This window comes from Massilia sp. Masssp94 (assembly GCF_059491305.1).
Map to the genome: position 1 here is coordinate 1,238,271 of NZ_CP168501.1, position 16,243 is coordinate 1,254,513.

The 16,243-nt window shown below is 67.8% G+C and carries 16 protein-coding genes; 7 read left to right on the forward strand and 9 right to left on the reverse strand.

Annotated features, from left to right (window positions below):
* Positions 1–85: 85 nt before the first annotated feature.
* The 3 genes from ACEN9G_RS05325 to ACEN9G_RS05335 form a co-directional block, all read right to left on the reverse strand.
* Entirely contained in the window at positions 86–646 is a 561-nt protein-coding gene (locus ACEN9G_RS05325; protein ID WP_413344614.1) for a porin family protein, read from the reverse strand.
* Positions 647–872: 226 nt separating this feature from the next.
* A complete protein-coding gene (locus ACEN9G_RS05330; RefSeq protein ID WP_413344612.1) occupies positions 873–1,685 on the reverse strand; it encodes a prohibitin family protein in 813 nt (270 codons plus the stop codon).
* A gap of 150 nt (positions 1,686–1,835) precedes the next feature.
* Positions 1,836–2,702 carry an SDR family oxidoreductase gene (locus ACEN9G_RS05335; protein ID WP_413344610.1) on the reverse strand — a complete coding sequence of 289 codons (867 nt, stop codon included), beginning with the start codon at positions 2,700–2,702 and terminating at the stop codon, positions 1,836–1,838.
* 115 nt (positions 2,703–2,817) lie between these two features.
* Here ACEN9G_RS05335 and ACEN9G_RS05340 point away from each other — a divergent pair, with 115 nt between their 5' ends.
* Positions 2,818–3,699, forward strand: coding sequence for a LysR family transcriptional regulator (locus ACEN9G_RS05340; RefSeq protein WP_483126456.1), 882 nt, complete (start codon positions 2,818–2,820; stop codon positions 3,697–3,699).
* Here ACEN9G_RS05340 and ACEN9G_RS05345 read toward each other — a convergent pair whose 3' ends face one another.
* The 6 genes from ACEN9G_RS05345 to ACEN9G_RS05370 all read right to left on the reverse strand — a co-directional run bounded on the left by ACEN9G_RS05345 (position 3,700) and on the right by ACEN9G_RS05370 (position 10,288).
* On the reverse strand, positions 3,700–4,737 hold the full coding sequence (locus ACEN9G_RS05345; protein WP_413345823.1) for a glycoside hydrolase family 43 protein: 1,038 nt from the start codon (positions 4,735–4,737) through the stop codon (positions 3,700–3,702).
* A complete protein-coding gene (locus ACEN9G_RS05350) occupies positions 4,734–5,435 on the reverse strand; it encodes a hypothetical protein (protein WP_483126457.1) in 702 nt (233 codons plus the stop codon). Before ACEN9G_RS05350 ends, ACEN9G_RS05345 begins: the two co-directional genes overlap by 4 nt.
* Positions 5,436–5,456: 21 nt before the next feature.
* Positions 5,457–6,110: an outer membrane protein gene (locus tag ACEN9G_RS05355; RefSeq protein ID WP_483126458.1), complete on the reverse strand. Its 654-nt coding sequence runs from the start codon at positions 6,108–6,110 to the stop codon at positions 5,457–5,459.
* Between the two features lie 102 nt (positions 6,111–6,212).
* Positions 6,213–6,677: a MarR family winged helix-turn-helix transcriptional regulator gene (locus tag ACEN9G_RS05360; protein ID WP_413342118.1), complete on the reverse strand. Its 465-nt coding sequence runs from the start codon at positions 6,675–6,677 to the stop codon at positions 6,213–6,215.
* A 71-nt stretch (positions 6,678–6,748) separates the two neighbouring features.
* The gene (locus tag ACEN9G_RS05365; RefSeq protein WP_413342115.1) at positions 6,749–8,338 is read right to left on the reverse strand and encodes a GGDEF domain-containing protein; all 1,590 of its coding nucleotides are present in this window, start codon (positions 8,336–8,338) and stop codon (positions 6,749–6,751) included.
* A 72-nt stretch (positions 8,339–8,410) separates the two neighbouring features.
* The gene (locus tag ACEN9G_RS05370) at positions 8,411–10,288 is read right to left on the reverse strand and encodes a potassium transporter Kup (RefSeq protein ID WP_413342112.1); all 1,878 of its coding nucleotides are present in this window, start codon (positions 10,286–10,288) and stop codon (positions 8,411–8,413) included.
* Between the two features lie 183 nt (positions 10,289–10,471).
* On the opposite strand from ACEN9G_RS05370, the gene ACEN9G_RS05375 reads away from it, so the two are divergent.
* From ACEN9G_RS05375 to kdpC, 6 genes are all read left to right on the forward strand, one after another.
* A complete protein-coding gene (locus ACEN9G_RS05375) occupies positions 10,472–10,645 on the forward strand; it encodes a hypothetical protein (RefSeq protein ID WP_413342110.1) in 174 nt (57 codons plus the stop codon).
* Entirely contained in the window at positions 10,645–10,776 is a 132-nt protein-coding gene (locus tag ACEN9G_RS05380; protein ID WP_413342108.1) for a hypothetical protein, read from the forward strand. Before ACEN9G_RS05375 ends, ACEN9G_RS05380 begins: the two co-directional genes overlap by 1 nt.
* Positions 10,777–10,790: 14 nt before the next feature.
* A complete protein-coding gene (locus ACEN9G_RS05385) occupies positions 10,791–11,537 on the forward strand; it encodes a TorF family putative porin (protein ID WP_413342106.1) in 747 nt (248 codons plus the stop codon).
* A 198-nt stretch (positions 11,538–11,735) separates the two neighbouring features.
* The gene (kdpA, locus tag ACEN9G_RS05390; protein WP_413342104.1) at positions 11,736–13,517 is read left to right on the forward strand and encodes a potassium-transporting ATPase subunit KdpA; all 1,782 of its coding nucleotides are present in this window, start codon (positions 11,736–11,738) and stop codon (positions 13,515–13,517) included.
* Positions 13,518–13,529: 12 nt separating this feature from the next.
* Complete coding sequence (kdpB, locus tag ACEN9G_RS05395; protein WP_483126459.1) at positions 13,530–15,647, forward strand: potassium-transporting ATPase subunit KdpB; 2,118 nt, start codon at positions 13,530–13,532, stop codon at positions 15,645–15,647.
* A 14-nt stretch (positions 15,648–15,661) separates the two neighbouring features.
* Positions 15,662–16,237: a potassium-transporting ATPase subunit KdpC gene (gene kdpC / locus ACEN9G_RS05400; RefSeq protein ID WP_483126460.1), complete on the forward strand. Its 576-nt coding sequence runs from the start codon at positions 15,662–15,664 to the stop codon at positions 16,235–16,237.
* The last annotated feature ends 6 nt before the right edge of the window (positions 16,238–16,243 follow it).

The window sequence follows — 16,243 nt, forward strand, 5'->3', positions numbered from 1 at the left end:
GTTTCCGAAAGGACTTGGGCCTACCTATAACCAAGTCTGCCTTTTCCGACAACGCAAGTCTAACGTGGTTTTTCCTGACGGGCAATCAGAAGCCGACCTTCAGCCCCGCCGACCACACGCCCGCGCGCGCGCCGAAATCCTTGCGCTTGCCGTAGTTCTCGTACTCGCCGACGAGGGACAGCGTGTCGTTCAGCTTGTACTGCGCGCCCACGCCGGCATACACGTCGTTGTCGTTCTCCGTTGCCGAGTAGCCGATGTCGTTGTTCCACTTGCGCTGGCTGTGCGCGAGGCCCAGCTTGCCGTACGCGGAGAAGCGGTCGGTGATGGGCACCGTGTATTTCGCGGCGACGTAGGCGCCGTACCCCTTCGTCGTCGTCTTCACGCCGCCCGGGATGCCCGTCAACGCTTCCGAATACTGGCGGTCGCGGCTGGAGAAATTGACGTAGCCCGCTTCCACGCCCAGGTTGTTCGAGAAGTCCACGCCGCCGAAGATCTTCGCGTCGGCGTGGCGGCCGTCGGTGTCCCGGTTGCTGGTGCTCGCGACGCCCGCGCCGATATACGGCTTGAACGTCGTCGACTGCTGCGCGTGGGCGGCAGTGCCGGCGACGAGCGTGGCAGCGGCGAGGGCGAAGGTCAGTGCTTTCATTGCTATCTCCTGTGGTGGTGTGAGGCCGCCACGATAGCAATGTGTTCAAGAACGAAACATTGGGGATTGGTAAGGATCTGTTACCGGTGTGCATATCAATGACCCGGAGATCAAATATGCATGCAGACAAGCAAACGCGCGTTGCAGGACGTAGCGCGGCGTTGACTGCACGATCCCAGCCATACGCCGACGCCACTCCTGTTTCACTTGCTTACGATTGCGAGGATCATTTAACGCTGTTGCTCACGTTGATGAACGGGATCGCACCACCCGCCACGCTGGGCAGCTTGCCATCCCACTTCTCGATGGCCATGCGCTGGTTCTCCATCTCGCGCAGGCGGATCAGTTCCGGCGTCACCTGCTGGCGCTGCACGGCCAGCGATTCGGCTTCGGCCTTGGCCTGGGCGACGCGCTGCTTCGCCTCCACCTCGATGCGCTGCAGGTCGCGTTCCGCCTTCAGCTTGAGCTGTTCGGCCGTCGTCTTCGCTTCGATCGCCTCATTGAACGAGCGCGAGAAATTGAAGTTCACGATCGAGAACTCGTCCACGACGATGCCGTGGCGCGCCAGCCGTTCGCGCAGCTGGGTGACGATCTGGTCGCGCACGTCGGTACGCTTGGCGATCAGTTCCTCGGCCGTGAAGCGGGCCGTGACGGCCTTCACCGCTTCCTGCACGGCGGGGATGATGATGCGCTGGCCCGGCTCGTTGCCCAGGTCGCGGAACACCGTCATCGCGGCATCCGGACGGACGTGGTAGTTCAGCGCCACGCGGGTGTGCACGGTCTGCAGGTCGCGCGAGGCGGCATCGCCATCGCCTTCGCCCTTCTGGATCGAGACGTTGACGAGGTTGAGCTTCTGCGCGATCGGCACGCGGAAGTGGATGCCCTCGCTCAGCACCTGGTCGCTCGGGCTGCCGAACGTCGTCATCACGCCGCGATGGCCGGCCGGCACCGTCCCGAACGGTGCCAGCGCGAACAGCAGGATCAGCACGACGACGGCGATGACGAGCTTCACGCCCGCGTTCAATGACACTCGATTCATTTCAATTCCCTTTCAGCTGTGGTTCCGCCGATCGGCTCTGGATCGGCAGGTCGCCTTATATTGACGACGGACAAAGTGTAAAGCTGTCAGAGGAACAATAGAATCAGAAATATCGGAAGCAGAAGTTCGGGAAAGCCGAAGCACCCGGGTTCAGGCCGCGGCGATGGCAGCGGCGAATGCGCGATAGCTGCGCAGCGGACGGCCCAGCAGCGCGGTCAGGCGTGCGACGTCGCCGGCGGCCGGCACCATGCCGTCGGTGAGGAAGCGCTCGCTCATCAGGCGCATGTCGTAGGCCATCCAGGCCGGCATGAACTGGCGCAGGTTCTGTTCGAAGGCGGCCGTGTCGTCGCCGCCGTACGCGATCGGACGCTGCAACACGTCGGACCAGATGGCGGCGACGTCGGCACCGGTCAGCGTGTCCGGGCCGACGACGTTGATGCGCTCGAGCGGCAACGGCTGCGCGGCATCGTGGCGGCGGATCAGCTCAATGGCGGCCACCTCCGCGATGTCGCGCGCATCGACCATCGCGAGGCCCCTGGCGCCGACCGGCATCGGATACACGCCGTAGCCCAGCACCACGTCCTTGATCGTGACGTCGTTGTCGATGAAATAGGCCGGACGCAGGATGGTGGCGGTAAAGCCCATCTGCTCGATCATCCGCTCGACGCCGAATTTACCGGCGAAGTGCGGCACGTTCACATACAGGTCGCTGTGGATGACGGACAGGTAGACGACCCGCTGCACGCCCGCTTCCCGCGCCACGTTCAGCGTGACGAGCGCCTGCGTGAATTCGTCGGGGACGACGGCGTTCAGCAAGAACAGCGTCGACACGCCGTCGAATGCGCGGCGCAGGGCATCCACGTCGAGCAGGTCGCCCTGGACGACGTCGACGCCATCCGGAAATGCAGCCTTGGCGGGATTGCGGACGAGTGCGCGCACGGGGGCGCCGCGCTGCACGAGTTGGCTAACGACGTGGTGGCCGATGTTGCCCGTTGCGCCGGTGACAAGAATGGTCATGGTGTGTGCTCCTGTTGGATTGTGAAAAGTGTCGGTTGACGCTTCACAGCTTAGACATCCCGCAGATGGACCGATAGACGGTAATATTGGACATCCCGTCTCACAGGTGGAACACATGGACTTGCTCGCCCTCGCCGATTTCAATCTCGTCGCCCGCCACGGCGGCTTCGGCCGTGCCGCCCGCGAGACGGGCCGGCCGAAGGCGACGCTGTCGCGCCGCGTCGCGGAACTGGAAGCGGATCTCGGCCTGCGCCTGTTCGAACGGGGCGCTCGTCTGCTGAAGCTCACGCAGGAAGGACGCGCGCTGCACGAGCGGACCGGGGCACTCCTCGCGGAGATCGACGAGACGGCGGCGGCCCTCGCCTCGGGCGGCGACCGGCCGCGCGGCCGGCTGCGCATCAGCGCCCCGCTGCTGTTCTCGCAGACGGCGATGGGCATGCTGGCCGCAGGCTTCGCGCGGGCGTATCCCGACGTGCGGCTGGAGGTGACGACGGAAGACCGGCCCGTGGACATGGTCGAGGAAGGCTACGACCTCGTCATCCGCGTGAATCCCGATCCGGACGAGAACCTCGTCGGCCGCATCTTCCTGCGCGACCGGCTCGTCGTCGTGGCGGCACCGCATCTGGCGCGGCCGGCCGGTGGGGCACCCGTTCCCGCCGTCGTGCGGCCCGTGGGCGACCAGGCGGCGTGGCAGGTGGCGGGCCAGCCGGACATCGCGATCGACCCGGTCTTGCGCCTGTCGTCGCTCGTGATGGTGCGCGACGCGGTGCGGGCGGGCGTCGGTGCGGGCTGCTTGCCCGCGTCGGTCGTCAGCCACGATCTCGCGGCCGGGCGGCTGGTGCGCTGGGGCGACGTGGCCGGGCCCGAGATCGCGCTGTGGGCGTTGTACCCGTCGCGCAGGCTGCTGAGCGCGCGCGTGTCGGCGTTCCTCGATTATTTGAAAGCGGCGTTTCCGAAAGGGACGCCGGACGAGCTGGCGGCCTGTCTCGCGCCGTGATCAGCGCACGCGCCTCGGCGCCACGCCTTCGTTCGTCATGACCACGGGCCGGATCGTGCCGTCGTCGTTGAAGTCGAGGCGCTCGACGGCCAGCTCGCGATGGTTGCCGTCGGTTTCGCCCAGCGGGCGGCGGTGGTAGGCGATGTACCACTCGTCGGTGCCGGGCACGTTGACGATCGAATGGTGGCCCGCGCCGCGCGCGATCTTGCCGTCCTGCGCGAGGATCGTGCCGACGCGCTTGAACGGTCCGAACGGCGACGGGCCCATCGCATACGCGACGCGGTAGTCCGGCCCGGTCCACTCCCCTTCCGACCACATGAAGTAGTACACGCCACGGCGCTTGGCCATGAACGGGCCTTCCACGTAGTCCGGATCGGGCGTGATGTCCTTGTACGTCGTCCCGTCCGGGAACGGCACGACACCGAGCAGGTCCGGCGCGAGTTTCACGACGTTGGCGTGCTTCCAGCCGCCGTAGACCATGTACGCCTGGCCGTCGTCGTCCTTGAACACCATCGGGTCGATCGGCTGCGCGCCGTTGTGGATCCGGCCGATCAACGGCTTGCCGAGTGCATCCTTGAACGGACCTTCGGGCCGGTCGCCGATGGCCACGCCGATGCCGCCCAGCTGGTCGTTGCCCTTGATGTCGTTCGCGCCGAAGAACAGGTAGTACTTGCCGTCGTGCGCGATGGCCGACGGCGCCCACACGGCATACGCGGCCCAGGCCACGTGCGCGACGTCGAGCACGCGCTCGTGCCGCGTCCAGTGCACGAGGTCGCGCGACGAGAAGGCGTCGAGGAACGTCTGCTTCAGGAACGGCGCCCAGATCAGGTCCGAGCGTGCGCGCATCCGCTGCTGGTCCGGCGTGAAGGCCGTCGGTCTCGCAGGTCGTTCGTAGTCCGCGGAATACGTCGGATAGATCCAGTACGTGTCGTCGAAGAGGCGGATCTCCGGATCGGCATACCAGCCCTTGACGATCGGGTTGGCCGCCTGCGCGTTCAGCGCGACGGCGGCGGCCGCGGCCAGCAAGGCGCGCTTCATCGCGGCAGCGTGAAGCGGAACGTGGGTTCGATGCCGCGCGCGTGCAGGACGCGGACGATGTCTTCCAGCGTCGCGTCCTTCAGCAGCAGGCCGTCGGCGGCGGGAGGCGGCGGCGCGGCGACGGGTGCCGCGGGGGCCTCGAGCCGCGCCAGCGCCTGCGCGAACTGGCCGGGCGCGATGCTGTCCAGGCCTTCCAGGAACGCGACCTGCCCCGCCGCGGGCGGCGCCATGTCGAGCCCGGACTCGTCCGCGAACGACGCACCCATGCCCGGATGGATGAACGCGGCCCACGTCCCCGTCGCCGCGTTCGGGCACGGCGGGAATTCGACGGGGACGCCGATCGTGTCGGCGGGCGGCAGCGTGTCCGGCCACAACCGGCCCAGGCCGGCGACGAGGCGGCGCGCGTCCGCGACCGGCACGGGCGCCGCCAGCGACAGCCACAGCATGAAGCCGCCGCTGCTCGTCACGCTCACCGCGGGGGCCGGGAAGCCGAAGTCGGCCTGCAGGCCGTTCGCGACGGTGCACAGGCGTTCCCAGTGCTCGGCGTCCGCGCCGGGCGCCTTGCGGAACGGGATCGCGATGGCGCGCAGGAGGCCCGCGCCGGAGACAAGGTCCGCGGCCGGGCCGGGGCCGCGCTGCGCGGCCGGGCTGTCCGGCAGCAGGTACAGGCGATTCAATTCGGAGAGCAGTTTTTCCATGCCCGCGATTGTGACACAGGCTCAGAAACCCATCTTGAACTTGGCCTGCAGGCCCGAGTTATTGGTCTCGCTTCCCCATTTCTTCGCGGTGTTGCCGTACTGCTCGTAGCCCGCCGTCACGGACGCCTTCTCGCCGACCTTGTAGCGCGCGCCCATGCCGACGTACGGGCCGACGTCCGTGTCCGACGCGGTATTGCGATACGTCTTGTCGTGAGCCACGCGCTCGCTGACGGCGACGCCCAGCTTGCCGTACGCGGAGAACTGGTCGTTGACGGGCACGTTCAGCCGCGCCGCCAGGTAGCTGTTGGCGCCCTTCGTGCCGAGCGCGCCATTCACCTCGTCGGGCCGGGCGTAATCGGCGAAGTGGAAGCCGCGCGTGTACAGGTTCGCGTAGCCCGTCTCGATGGCGAAGTTCGGCGACAGGTTGACGCCCGCGAACAGCTTCGGATCGGAGACGTAGACGCCGAACGCGCTCTTGTCCTGGTAGCGCAGGCCATCCGTTTCCGCCGCATTGCCCATGTACGTGCGCGGGACGGGCTGGATCTTCGCGAACGGCGGGGACAGCGTGCGCGTGGCCGACAAGTCCTTCGATGCCGCCGCGCCGTCCAGCAACTGCGCGTGCGCGCCGCCGGCGGCGAGCAGCCCGGCGGCCAATGCGAGATGGATGGTATTCATGCGTGTCCCCTTTGTCTTGGAAGCCTCCGATCAGGATAGCAGGCCGTGTTCAAAATCGCATCATCCGGCACGTAAGCGTTTGTGACTAAAAATATGCATTCCTCAAGTATGGTCGGCCAATTTACCGCGCAACATGTCCAGCTGACGCTTGAGCGCAGCGAGATCGGACGGTTCGCACGCGGTGGCGCACAGCACGCCGTCGTAGATCGCGGCGGCTTCCTGCTCCAGCGCGCGGCCGGCGGGGCGCAGGGCCACGACGACCTGCCGTTCGTCGGCGGCGGAACGGGTCCGGCTCACCAGGCCGGCCGCCTCCAGCCGCTTGAGCAGCGGCGTCAGCGTCGCCGAGTCCAGGAACAGCCGGGCGCCGATCTCGGACACCGTCTGCTCGTCCTTTTCCCACAGCACCAGCATGACGAGGTATTGCGGGTAAGTCAGGTCCAGCCTGCGCAGCAGCTTGCGGTACACCTTGTTCATCGCCAGACCGGTCGAGTACAGCGCAAAGCACAACTGGTCGTCGAGCAGCGGGGTCCGCTTGCCTTGCTTGGTCGATGTGTCGTTCGCTTCCATGGTTTGCCTATCAGATCGCGAGGCAGCCTCCACATCAGTGTAGACCTTTTACGGCCGGCCAGCGCACGGCATCACGCGGCCGCTTCGTGTCCCTCGCGCGACACGACGCGGTTGCGGCCGGCGTCCTTGGCCTCGTACAGCAGCCGGCCGGCCACGTCGACCCAGGCCAGCGGATCGTTGCGCTCGGCCAGCGCCGGATGGCCCACGTACAGGCCCATGCTGAGGGTGACGCGGCCGGCCGGGTTGTCCGCGTGGCGCAGGTCCAGGGCCGCCACGGCCGCGCGGATCGTATCGGCCACCGCGTTGGCGCCGGTGAGGTCGGTGTCGGCCAGGATGATGGCGAATTCCTCGCCGCCGTAGCGCGCGGCCAGGTCGCCCGGCCGCCGCGCCCCGCTCTCGATGGCACCGGCCACCTTGCGCAGGCACTCGTCGCCGGCGGCGTGGCCGTAGCGGTCGCTGTACTGCTTGAAGTGGTCGACGTCGGCCAGGATGAGGGCGAACGGCGCCCCGCTGCGGCGCGCGCGCTCGTATTCGCGCACGAGGCGGTCTTCGAACAGGCGGCGGTTGGCCAGGCCCGTCAGCGCATCGCTGTCGGCCAGGTTCTGCAGCGACGCGTTGTGGCGCCTGAGCGAGACGCCCACGCGGATCAGGTCGCGCTCGAGCCGTTCGCGGACGCGGATCTGGCGCACGAGGATCACGCCGCCGCACGCCAGCAGGAGCATGGCCGCCGCGCCCAGGATCGCCGTCTGCACCGTGGTGCGGCGCCATCCGGACAGGACCTCGTCCGTCGCCTGCCCGCTGGCGACGAACAGCGGATAGCCCGCCAGGTGCCGGTAGCTGTACAGGCGCTCGACGTTGTCGATGCGGGGTGTCGCCACCATCGAGCCGGCCTGGCCGTCGCGCTGGATCTGCTGCCAGATGGTGCCGTTGCGGATGTCCATGCCGACCTGGTCGTCGCGGAACGGCCGGCGGTAGATCAGCGTGCCGTTGTCGAACGCGAACAGGATCGTGCCGTTCTCGCCGACATCGAAACTGTCGTAGAAGCGGCCGAACCACGCCAGGTTCAGCGTGGCCAGCACTACGCCGGCAAAGCTGCCGTCGGGTGCTTCGAGGCGGCGCGACAGCGGCAGGATCCACACCCCGGTCGACCGGCTGCGCACGGGCACGCCCACGTGCGTCGCGCGCCCGCCGTGCAGCAGGTGGAACTGGAAATATTCGCGGTCGAAATTATTGCCCTGCATGGGGCGCGGCAGCGACGATGTCAGCCACTTGCCGTCCGGCCCGTACACGAACAGGCCTTGCAGTTCGCCCACGTCGCGCGTGATCGCGCGCAGCCGTCCCGTCAGGCGTGCCGTGGCGGCCTCGCCCAGGCCATCGTGCTCGACGCGCTCGACCATCTCGGTCAGCACGGCGTCGCCCAGCCGGATCGACGTCTCCGCATGCGTCGCGAGCGCCCGCGCCATGTTGGCCGTGGCGACGCGGCTGTCCTCCCGTTCGGCCTCGTAGGCATGCCAGGCGCTCCAGCCCTGCAGGCCGCCCAGCAGCAGGCAGAAGCAGGCGAGCAGCCCGACGGCCAGCGCGACCAGTGGGCGGCGCTGGCCGTCGAGTGCGGACAATCCCTGGCCGTCGTGGCCGGCGGCGCTGTGGTCGGCATCGTGCATGGTGCGGACTCCCCTCCGGCTCCAGCTTATCCGCGTCGGCGCCCGCCGTCCACATTCGCACGAGCGGCGCCGCTAGATTTCCACCTGCGTACCCAGCTCGATGACCCGATTCGTTGGAATGCGGTAGTAATCGGCGGCGTCGCGGGCGTTGCGCTGCATCGCGACGAACAGGTGCTCGCGCCACGGCGCCATGCCCCCGCCCGGCGTCGAGATCACGGTCTGGCGCGCGACGAAGAACGAGGTCTGCATCATGTCGAACGCCAGGCCATGCGCCGCGCACTGGTCGAGGATGCCGGGGATGTCCGGCTCGTCCTTGAAGCCGAATTTCACGTCGACCTGGTGGCAGCCGTGTCCAAGATCGGTAATACGGATCCGGGACGCCGCATCGACGTACGGCTCGTCGCCAATGTACACGGTGAGAAACACGACGCGCTCGTGCAGCACCTTGTTGTGCAGCAGGTTGTGCAGCATCGCATGCGGGACGCCATCGCTTTCGCCGCGCAGGAAGATGGCCGTGCCGGCGACCCGCGTCGGCGGCGCGATAAACAATGATTCGAGAAAAGCGTCGAGCGGGATGGCGTGCTTCTGCAGGTTCTCGAACATCTGCGCGCGGCCGCGGCGCCACGTGAGCATCAACGTGAACAGCAGCACGCCCAGCGTCAGCGGGAACCAGCCGCCGTGCAGCAGTTTCAGCACGTTGGCCGAAAAGAACGCCGCGTCGATCACGAAAAAGAAGCCGGTCGCGCCCAGGCACAGCAGCAGATTCATGCGCCAGCGGTAGCGGATCACGAAGTAAGTGAGGATGGTGGTGGCCAGCATCGTCGCCGTGACCGCGATGCCGTAGGCGGACGCCAGCGCGTCGGACGAGCCGAACCCGACGACGGCCAGCAGCACGGCGATCAGCTGCAGCCAGTTGATGACGGGGAGATAAACCTGGCCGATCTCGCGCTCCGACGTGTGCACGGTGCGCATGCGCGGCAGGAAGCCGAGCGCGATCGCCTCCTTCGTCATCGAGAAGGTGCCCGAGATCGTCGCCTGCGACGCGATCACGGTGGCGATCGTGGACAGCACGACGAGCGGATAGACGCTCCAGCTGCCCAGCTGCTGGTAGAACGGGTTGGCGATCGCGTCCGGCCGCGCCAGCAGCAGCCCGCCCTGCCCGAGATAATTCAGCGCGAGGGCCGGAAAGGCGACGGCGAACCACGCGAGACGGATCGGTTTGCGGCCGAAATGGCCCATGTCGGCATACAGCGCCTCGGCACCTGTGAAGGCCAGTACGATCGCGCCCAGCGCCAGGAAGCCGAGGCTGCGGTTGTCGAGGAAGAAGCGCACCGCATGCCACGGATTGAGCGCGACGAGGATGCCCGGACTGCGCACGATGTTCAGCACGCCCATCGCCGCCAGCGCCGCGAACCACACCAGCATGACGGGGCCGAACCAGCGGCCGATACCGGCGGTGCCGTGGCGCTGCGCCGCGTACAGGCAGATCAGGACGACGATCGTCAGCGGCACGACCCAGGCCTGCAGCGCCGGGGTCGCGACTTCGAGACCCTCGATGGCGGACAGCACCGAGATCGCGGGCGTGATCACGCTGTCGCCGTAGAACAGCGACGCGCCGAACACCCCGATCAGCAGCAGCCCGAGGTGCATCCGCCTGCGGTCGCCGACGGCGCCCAGCGCGAGCGCCAGCAGGGCCATGATGCCGCCCTCGCCGCGGTTGTCGGCGCGCAGCACGAGCGTCACGTACTTGAACGAGACGATGACGGACAGGCCCCAGAAGATCAGCGACACGACGCCGACCAGGTTGGCTGGCGTGAGGGGCAGGCCGTGCGCGGGGTCGAAGACGGTCTTCAGCGAATACAACGGGCTCGTGCCGATGTCGCCGTACACGATGCCGATGGCGGCCAGCGCGAGGCCGGTGATGTTCTTGTTGTTCTTGTGCTTGTCCAAACGGTTTCTCCGGCAATGTTCGTGGACCGTATCGTACTGGCGCCGGCGTAAAGATTTTGTAAAAAGGCGGCTGCGGCGGCCTCGTAAACGAAGCCTTTATCCGGGCCGGGCGTCTTTTTAGAAAATTTTTACGTGGCGTTTTCTACACTTCTTCCATCGCTATCCACGATGTAAGGAGTCCACATGATCGTCACGATCGTTCACGCCGCGCTCCCCGCCGCGGGTGCGCAACTGGCCAGCCAGCTGGTGCGACTGCGCGCCGGGCACGGCCGCGACGTCGTACAGCTGGACGCCGACCGGACGCGCGGCGGCGGCCTGTCGGAGGAACTGGAAAGGCTGCTGGCGCGGCACAGGTGATGTCGGCCGGCGTCGCGGCCACCGCGCTGCACCTGCCCGCATTCTGCAACGCCGCCGACATGGCGGCGCTGTACGAGGAGGTCTACCAGGCCCCGCACGCACTGCCATCGCAGTGCCTTTTACAACAATAAGGAAACGCATCACCATGAGAAACACCGTCTTCATTCCCGCGCTCCTCGCCTTGCTGGCTGTCCCGCTGCACGCGCAGGAAACGCCGCCGGCGAACAGCGTCACGTTCAACGCGGCGCTCGCGTCCGACTACCGCTACCGCGGCATCTCGCAGACCCGGCTGCAGCCCGCGCTGCAGGGCGGCGCCGACTGGACCCACAACCCAACCGGCCTGTACGCCGGCACGTGGCTGTCCACCATCAAGTGGACGAAGGACGCGGGCGGCGGCGGCGACATCGAGTCGGACCTGTATGCCGGCAAGCGCGGCCAGTTGAGCGCCGACGTGACATACGACGTCGGCGTGCTGGGCTACGTCTATCCGGCCAATGGCCTGAAGGACGTGCCCGGCTCGGCCGACGCGAACACGGCGGAAGTCTACGGCCAGCTGGGCTACGGCCCCGCGTACGTAAAGTACTCGGCGGCGCTGACCAACCTGTTCGGCTTCACGGACAGCCGCCACAGCGGCTACCTGGACGCCGGTGCCAACATCGACCTGGGCAACGCCTTCACGCTGAACCTGCACGCCGGCCGCCAGGACGTACGCCACCACGACGCCGCCAGCTACACCGACTACAAGATCGGCGTGACGAAGGATCTCGGTTTCGCGAGCGTGGCGGCGGCCTTCGTCGGCACGAATGCCGACGAGACCGCGTACGCGTCGTCCGCCAACGGCAAGTTCCTCGGCCGGAAGGCGCTCGTCGTCACCGTCGGCAAGACATTCTGATCAACCGTAACGAGGCAACCATGGATATCGTCTTCATCGGCGCCATCGCCCTGTTCGCCGTCCTGATCGCGGGCATGGCGCACGGCTGCGCCAGACTGGGAGAACGCAAATGACATTGTTTTACCTGATCGGCGTGCTCGCATCGGGCGCGCTTCTCGCGTACCTGCTGTACGCCATGTTCTGCGCGGAGGATTTGTGATGGATACGCAATCGCTGGCGCTGCTCGCCCTGTTCTTCGCGATCCTGCTGGCCCTGTCGTGGCCGCTCGGCATCCTGCTCGCACGCGTGGCCGAAGGCGGCCGCGTGCGCGGCTTCGGCTGGCTGTATCGCATCGAGGCCGGCCTGTATCGCGCGGCCGGCGTCGACGCGGCCACGGGCATGCACTGGAAAACCTATGCGCTGTCCCTGCTCGCGTTCAACGCGCTCGGCACGCTGGTCGTCTACCTGCTGCAGCGGGTCCAGGCCTGGCTGCCCTTCAATCCCCAGAGCCTCGCCAACGTCGCCCCCGATTCGGCGTTCAACACCGCCGTCAGCTTCGTCAGCAACACCAACTGGCAGGGCTACGGCGGCGAGCAGACGATGAGCTACCTCACGCAGATGCTCGCCCTCACGTGCCAGAACTTTTTCTCGGCCGCCACCGGCATCGCCGTCGTGTTCGCGCTGATCCGCGGCTTCTCGTCGAAGTCGGCGCGCGCCATCGGCAACTTCTGGGTCGACCTCGTCCGTACCACTCTGTACGTGCTGCTGCCGCTGTCGCTCGTGTTCGCCGTGTTCCTGACCGGCCAGGGCGTGATCCAGAATTTCTCGGGCTACCAGGAGGTGCAACTACTCGAACCGCTCACGTACACGCAGCCGAAGACGGGCGCGGACGGCCAGCCCGTGCTGGACGCCCAGGGCCAGCCGGTCACCGAGGCGGTGACCACGACGACGCAGACGATCGCGATGGGCCCGGTCGCCTCGCAGGAAGCGATCAAGATGCTGGGCACGAACGGTGGCGGCTTCTTCAACGCGAACTCCGCGCACCCGTACGAAAACCCGACCCCGCTGTCGAACCTGCTCCAGATGGTGTCGATCTTCCTGATCCCCGCCGGCCTGTGCTTCGCGTTCGGCCGCCTCGTCGGCGACAGCCGCCAGGGTTGGGCGATCCTCGCCGCGATGACGGTGCTGTTCGTCGTGATGGCGGCCGGCGTGATGACGGCCGAGCACCAGGCGCATCCCGGGTTCGCGGCGCTGGGCATCGAGGGCGGCAACATGGAAGGCAAGGAAACCCGCTTCGGCATCGACGCCTCCGCGCTGTTCGCCGCGGTCACCACGGCCGCCTCGTGCGGCGCGGTCAACTCGATGCACGATTCGTTCACGCCGCTGGGCGGCGCGGTGCCGCTGCTCCTGATGCAGTTCGGCGAAGTGGTCTTCGGCGGCGTCGGCTCGGGCCTGTACGGCATGCTGGTCTTCGCGATCATGGCCGTGTTCATCGCCGGCCTGATGATCGGCCGCACGCCCGAATACCTCGGCAAGAAGATCCAGGCCTACGAGATGAAGATGACGTCGGTCGCCATCCTCGTCACGCCCGTGCTGGTGCTGGCCGGTACCGCGATCGCCGTGCTGGCGGCCGCGGGCAGGGTTGGCGTCGCCAACCCCGGCGCGCACGGCTTCTCGGAAATCCTGTACGCGTTCAGCTCCGCCGCGAACAACAACGGCAGCGCGTTCGCGGGCCTGTCCGCCAACACCCAGTTCTACAACTGGATGCTGGCGTTCGCGATGTGGTTCGGGCGCTTCGCCGTGATCGTGCCCGTGCTGGCGATCGCCGGTTCGCTCGCGGCCAAGCAGCGCCTGCAGACGACCGCCGGCAGCATGCCCACGCACGGTCCGATGTTCGTCGGCCTGCTGGTCGGCGTGGTCGTGCTGGTCGGCGTCCTCAACTACGTGCCGGCGCTCGCACTCGGCCCCGTCGTCGAACACCTGCAGCTGTTTGCCAAATAACCTGGAGTCGCCATGAACCAACTGAAATCCCCGGTGACGGCCCCCCTGGCCGCGCCGGCCGCCGCGGCGCCGGGCCAGCGCCTGTCGCTGTTCGACACGAAGCTGGCCGGCCCCGCCCTCGTCGACGCCTTCAGGAAGCTCGGCGTGCGCACCCAGCTGCGCAGCCCCGTCATGTTCGTCGTGTACGTCGGCAGCATCATCACGACCCTGCTGTACGTGCAGGCCCTGTTCGGCACAGGCGAAGCGCCGTCCGGCTTCATCCTCGCCTGCGCCGTGTGGCTGTGGTTCACGGTGCTGTTCGCGAACTTCGCGGAAGCGCTGGCCGAAGGCCGCAGCAAGGCCCAGGCGGCCTCGCTGCGCGGCCTGAAGGAAGCCGTGACCGCGAAGAAGCTGGCGGTGCCGAAGCACGGCACGACGTGGCTGCCCTGCCCCGCCACCGACCTGCGCAAGGGTAACCACGTGCTGATCGAGGCGGGCGACGTCGTGCCCATCGACGGCGAGGTCGTCGACGGGGTCGCGTCCGTGGACGAAAGCGCGATCACGGGCGAATCCGCGCCGGTGATCCGCGAATCCGGCGGCGATTTCTCGGCCGTCACGGGCGGCACGCGCGTGCTGTCCGACTGGCTCGTCGTGAAGGTGACGGCGAACCCGGGCGAGACCTTCCTCGACCGCATGATCGCGATGGTCGAAGGCGCGAAGCGCAAGAAAACGCCCAACGAGATCGCGCTGACGATCCTGCTGGTGGCGCTCACCATCGTGTTCCTCGTCGTGACGGTGACCCTGCTGCCGTTCTCGCTGTACGCGGTCGACGTCGCCAAGTCCGGCACGCCGGTCACGATCACCGTGCTGATCGCGCTGCTCGTGTGCCTGATCCCGACGACGATCGGCGGCCTGCTCTCGGCCATCGGCGTCGCGGGCATGAGCCGGATGATGCGCGCCAACGTGGTCGCGACCTCGGGCCGCGCCGTGGAAGCGGCCGGCGACGTCGACGTCCTGCTGCTCGACAAGACCGGCACCATCACGCTGGGCAACCGCCAGGCCGCCGCCTTCCTGCCCGCCGCGGGCGTCACCGAACACCAGCTGGCCGACGTGGCCCAGCTGGCGTCGCTGTCCGACGAGACGCCGGAGGGCCGCAGCATCGTGGTGCTCGCCAAGCGCTTCGGCATCCGCCAGCGCGAGCTCGAAGCCCTCCATGCCGTGTTCGTGCCGTTTTCCGCGCAGACCCGCATGAGCGGCGTCGATTGCGGCGAGCGCCGCATCCGCAAGGGCGCCTACGACGCCGTGCGCCGCCACGTCGAGTCGCTCGGCGCGACGTTCCCGGCCGACGTCGTGCGCCTCGCGGAAGACGCCGCGCGCCGCGGCAGCACCCCGCTCGTCGTGGCCGAGGATGGCCGGGTGCTGGGCGTCGTGGAGCTGAAGGATATCGTCAAGGGCGGCATCAAGGAACGCTTCGCCGAACTGCGCCGCATGGGCATCAAGACCGTGATGATCACGGGCGACAACAAGCTGACGGCGGCGGCCATCGCCGCCGAGGCCGGGGTCGACGATTTCCTCGCCGAGGCCACGCCGGAAGACAAGCTGAAGCTGATCCGGCAATACCAGGCCGACGGCCGCATGGTCGCGATGACGGGCGACGGCACCAACGACGCCCCCGCGCTCGCGCAAGCCGACGTGGCCGTGGCGATGAACTCCGGCACGCAGGCGGCCAAGGAAGCGGGCAACATGGTGGACCTCGACTCGAACCCGACCAAGCTGCTGGAGATCGTCGAGATCGGCAAGCAGATGCTCATGACGCGCGGCGCGCTGACCACGTTCTCGATCGCGAACGACGTGGCCAAGTATTTCGCGATCATCCCCGCCGCCTTCGTCGGCACCTATCCGCAGTTGCGGGCGCTCGACGTGATGCATCTCGCGAGCCCGTCGTCGGCGATCATGTCCGCGCTGATCTTCAACGCGCTGATCATCGTGTTCCTGATCCCGCTCGCGCTGCGCGGCGTGCGCTTCCGCGCGATCGGCGCCACCGCCCTGCTGCGCCGCAACCTGCTCGTCTACGGCCTGGGCGGCATCGTCCTGCCGTTCATCGGCATCAAGCTGATCGACCTGCTGCTCGCGGCGCTGAACCTCGCCTGACCCTGGAGACCATCATGACATCCTTACTTCGTCCCACGCTCGTCCTGTTCGGCGCCCTGACCCTGCTGTGCGGCGTGCTGTACCCGGCCGCCGTCACCGGCGTCGGCCGCGTCGCCTTCGCGCACCAGGCCGGCGGCAGCCTGATCGAAGCGAACGGCAAGACCGTCGGCTCGACCCTGATCGGCCAGCCGTTCTCCTCGCCCGGCCACTTCTGGGGCCGCCCGTCCGCGACCGCGCCGATGGCCGACAACGCGGCCGGCTCGGGCGGCTCCAACCAGGGGCCGACCAATCCCGCGCTGCTCGACGCCGTCAAGGCGCGGGTCGACGCGCTCAAGGCGCTCGACCCCGGCAACGACGCGCCGATCCCCGTCGACCTCGTCACCGCGTCCGCCAGCGGACTCGATCCCGAGATCAGCGTGGCGGCCGCCGAGTACCAGGCCGCGCGCGTCGCCGCAGCGCGCAAGCTGCCCGTGGCGCAGGTGCGCGCGCTGATCGACCGCTACCGCCGGGACCCGGCCCTGGGCTTCCTCGGCGAGGCGCGTGTGAACGTGCTGGCGCTGAATCTCGCCCTGGACGGCAAGGCGCCATGAGGACGA

Excerpts from the sequence above, each read along its gene's own strand:
- kdpB (WP_483126459.1), top strand. The coding sequence starts at position 13,530 with ATGAACCAACTGAAATCCCCGGTGACGGCCCCCCTGGCCGCGCCGGCC.
- ACEN9G_RS05385 (WP_413342106.1), top strand. The coding sequence starts at position 10,791 with ATGAGAAACACCGTCTTCATTCCCGCGCTCCTCGCCTTGCTGGCTGTC.
- ACEN9G_RS05355 (WP_483126458.1), bottom strand. The coding sequence starts at position 6,110 with ATGAATACCATCCATCTCGCATTGGCCGCCGGGCTGCTCGCCGCCGGC.
- ACEN9G_RS05335 (WP_413344610.1), bottom strand. The coding sequence starts at position 2,702 with ATGACCATTCTTGTCACCGGCGCAACGGGCAACATCGGCCACCACGTC.
- ACEN9G_RS05350 (WP_483126457.1), bottom strand. The coding sequence starts at position 5,435 with ATGGAAAAACTGCTCTCCGAATTGAATCGCCTGTACCTGCTGCCGGAC.
- ACEN9G_RS05340 (WP_483126456.1), top strand. The coding sequence starts at position 2,818 with ATGGACTTGCTCGCCCTCGCCGATTTCAATCTCGTCGCCCGCCACGGC.
- kdpC (WP_483126460.1), top strand. The coding sequence starts at position 15,662 with ATGACATCCTTACTTCGTCCCACGCTCGTCCTGTTCGGCGCCCTGACC.
- ACEN9G_RS05375 (WP_413342110.1), top strand. The coding sequence starts at position 10,472 with ATGATCGTCACGATCGTTCACGCCGCGCTCCCCGCCGCGGGTGCGCAA.
- kdpA (WP_413342104.1), top strand. The coding sequence starts at position 11,736 with ATGGATACGCAATCGCTGGCGCTGCTCGCCCTGTTCTTCGCGATCCTG.
- ACEN9G_RS05365 (WP_413342115.1), bottom strand. The coding sequence starts at position 8,338 with ATGCACGATGCCGACCACAGCGCCGCCGGCCACGACGGCCAGGGATTG.
- ACEN9G_RS05380 (WP_413342108.1), top strand. The coding sequence starts at position 10,645 with ATGTCGGCCGGCGTCGCGGCCACCGCGCTGCACCTGCCCGCATTCTGC.
- ACEN9G_RS05325 (WP_413344614.1), bottom strand. The coding sequence starts at position 646 with ATGAAAGCACTGACCTTCGCCCTCGCCGCTGCCACGCTCGTCGCCGGC.
- ACEN9G_RS05360 (WP_413342118.1), bottom strand. The coding sequence starts at position 6,677 with ATGGAAGCGAACGACACATCGACCAAGCAAGGCAAGCGGACCCCGCTG.
- ACEN9G_RS05330 (WP_413344612.1), bottom strand. The coding sequence starts at position 1,685 with ATGAATCGAGTGTCATTGAACGCGGGCGTGAAGCTCGTCATCGCCGTC.
- ACEN9G_RS05345 (WP_413345823.1), bottom strand. The coding sequence starts at position 4,737 with ATGAAGCGCGCCTTGCTGGCCGCGGCCGCCGCCGTCGCGCTGAACGCG.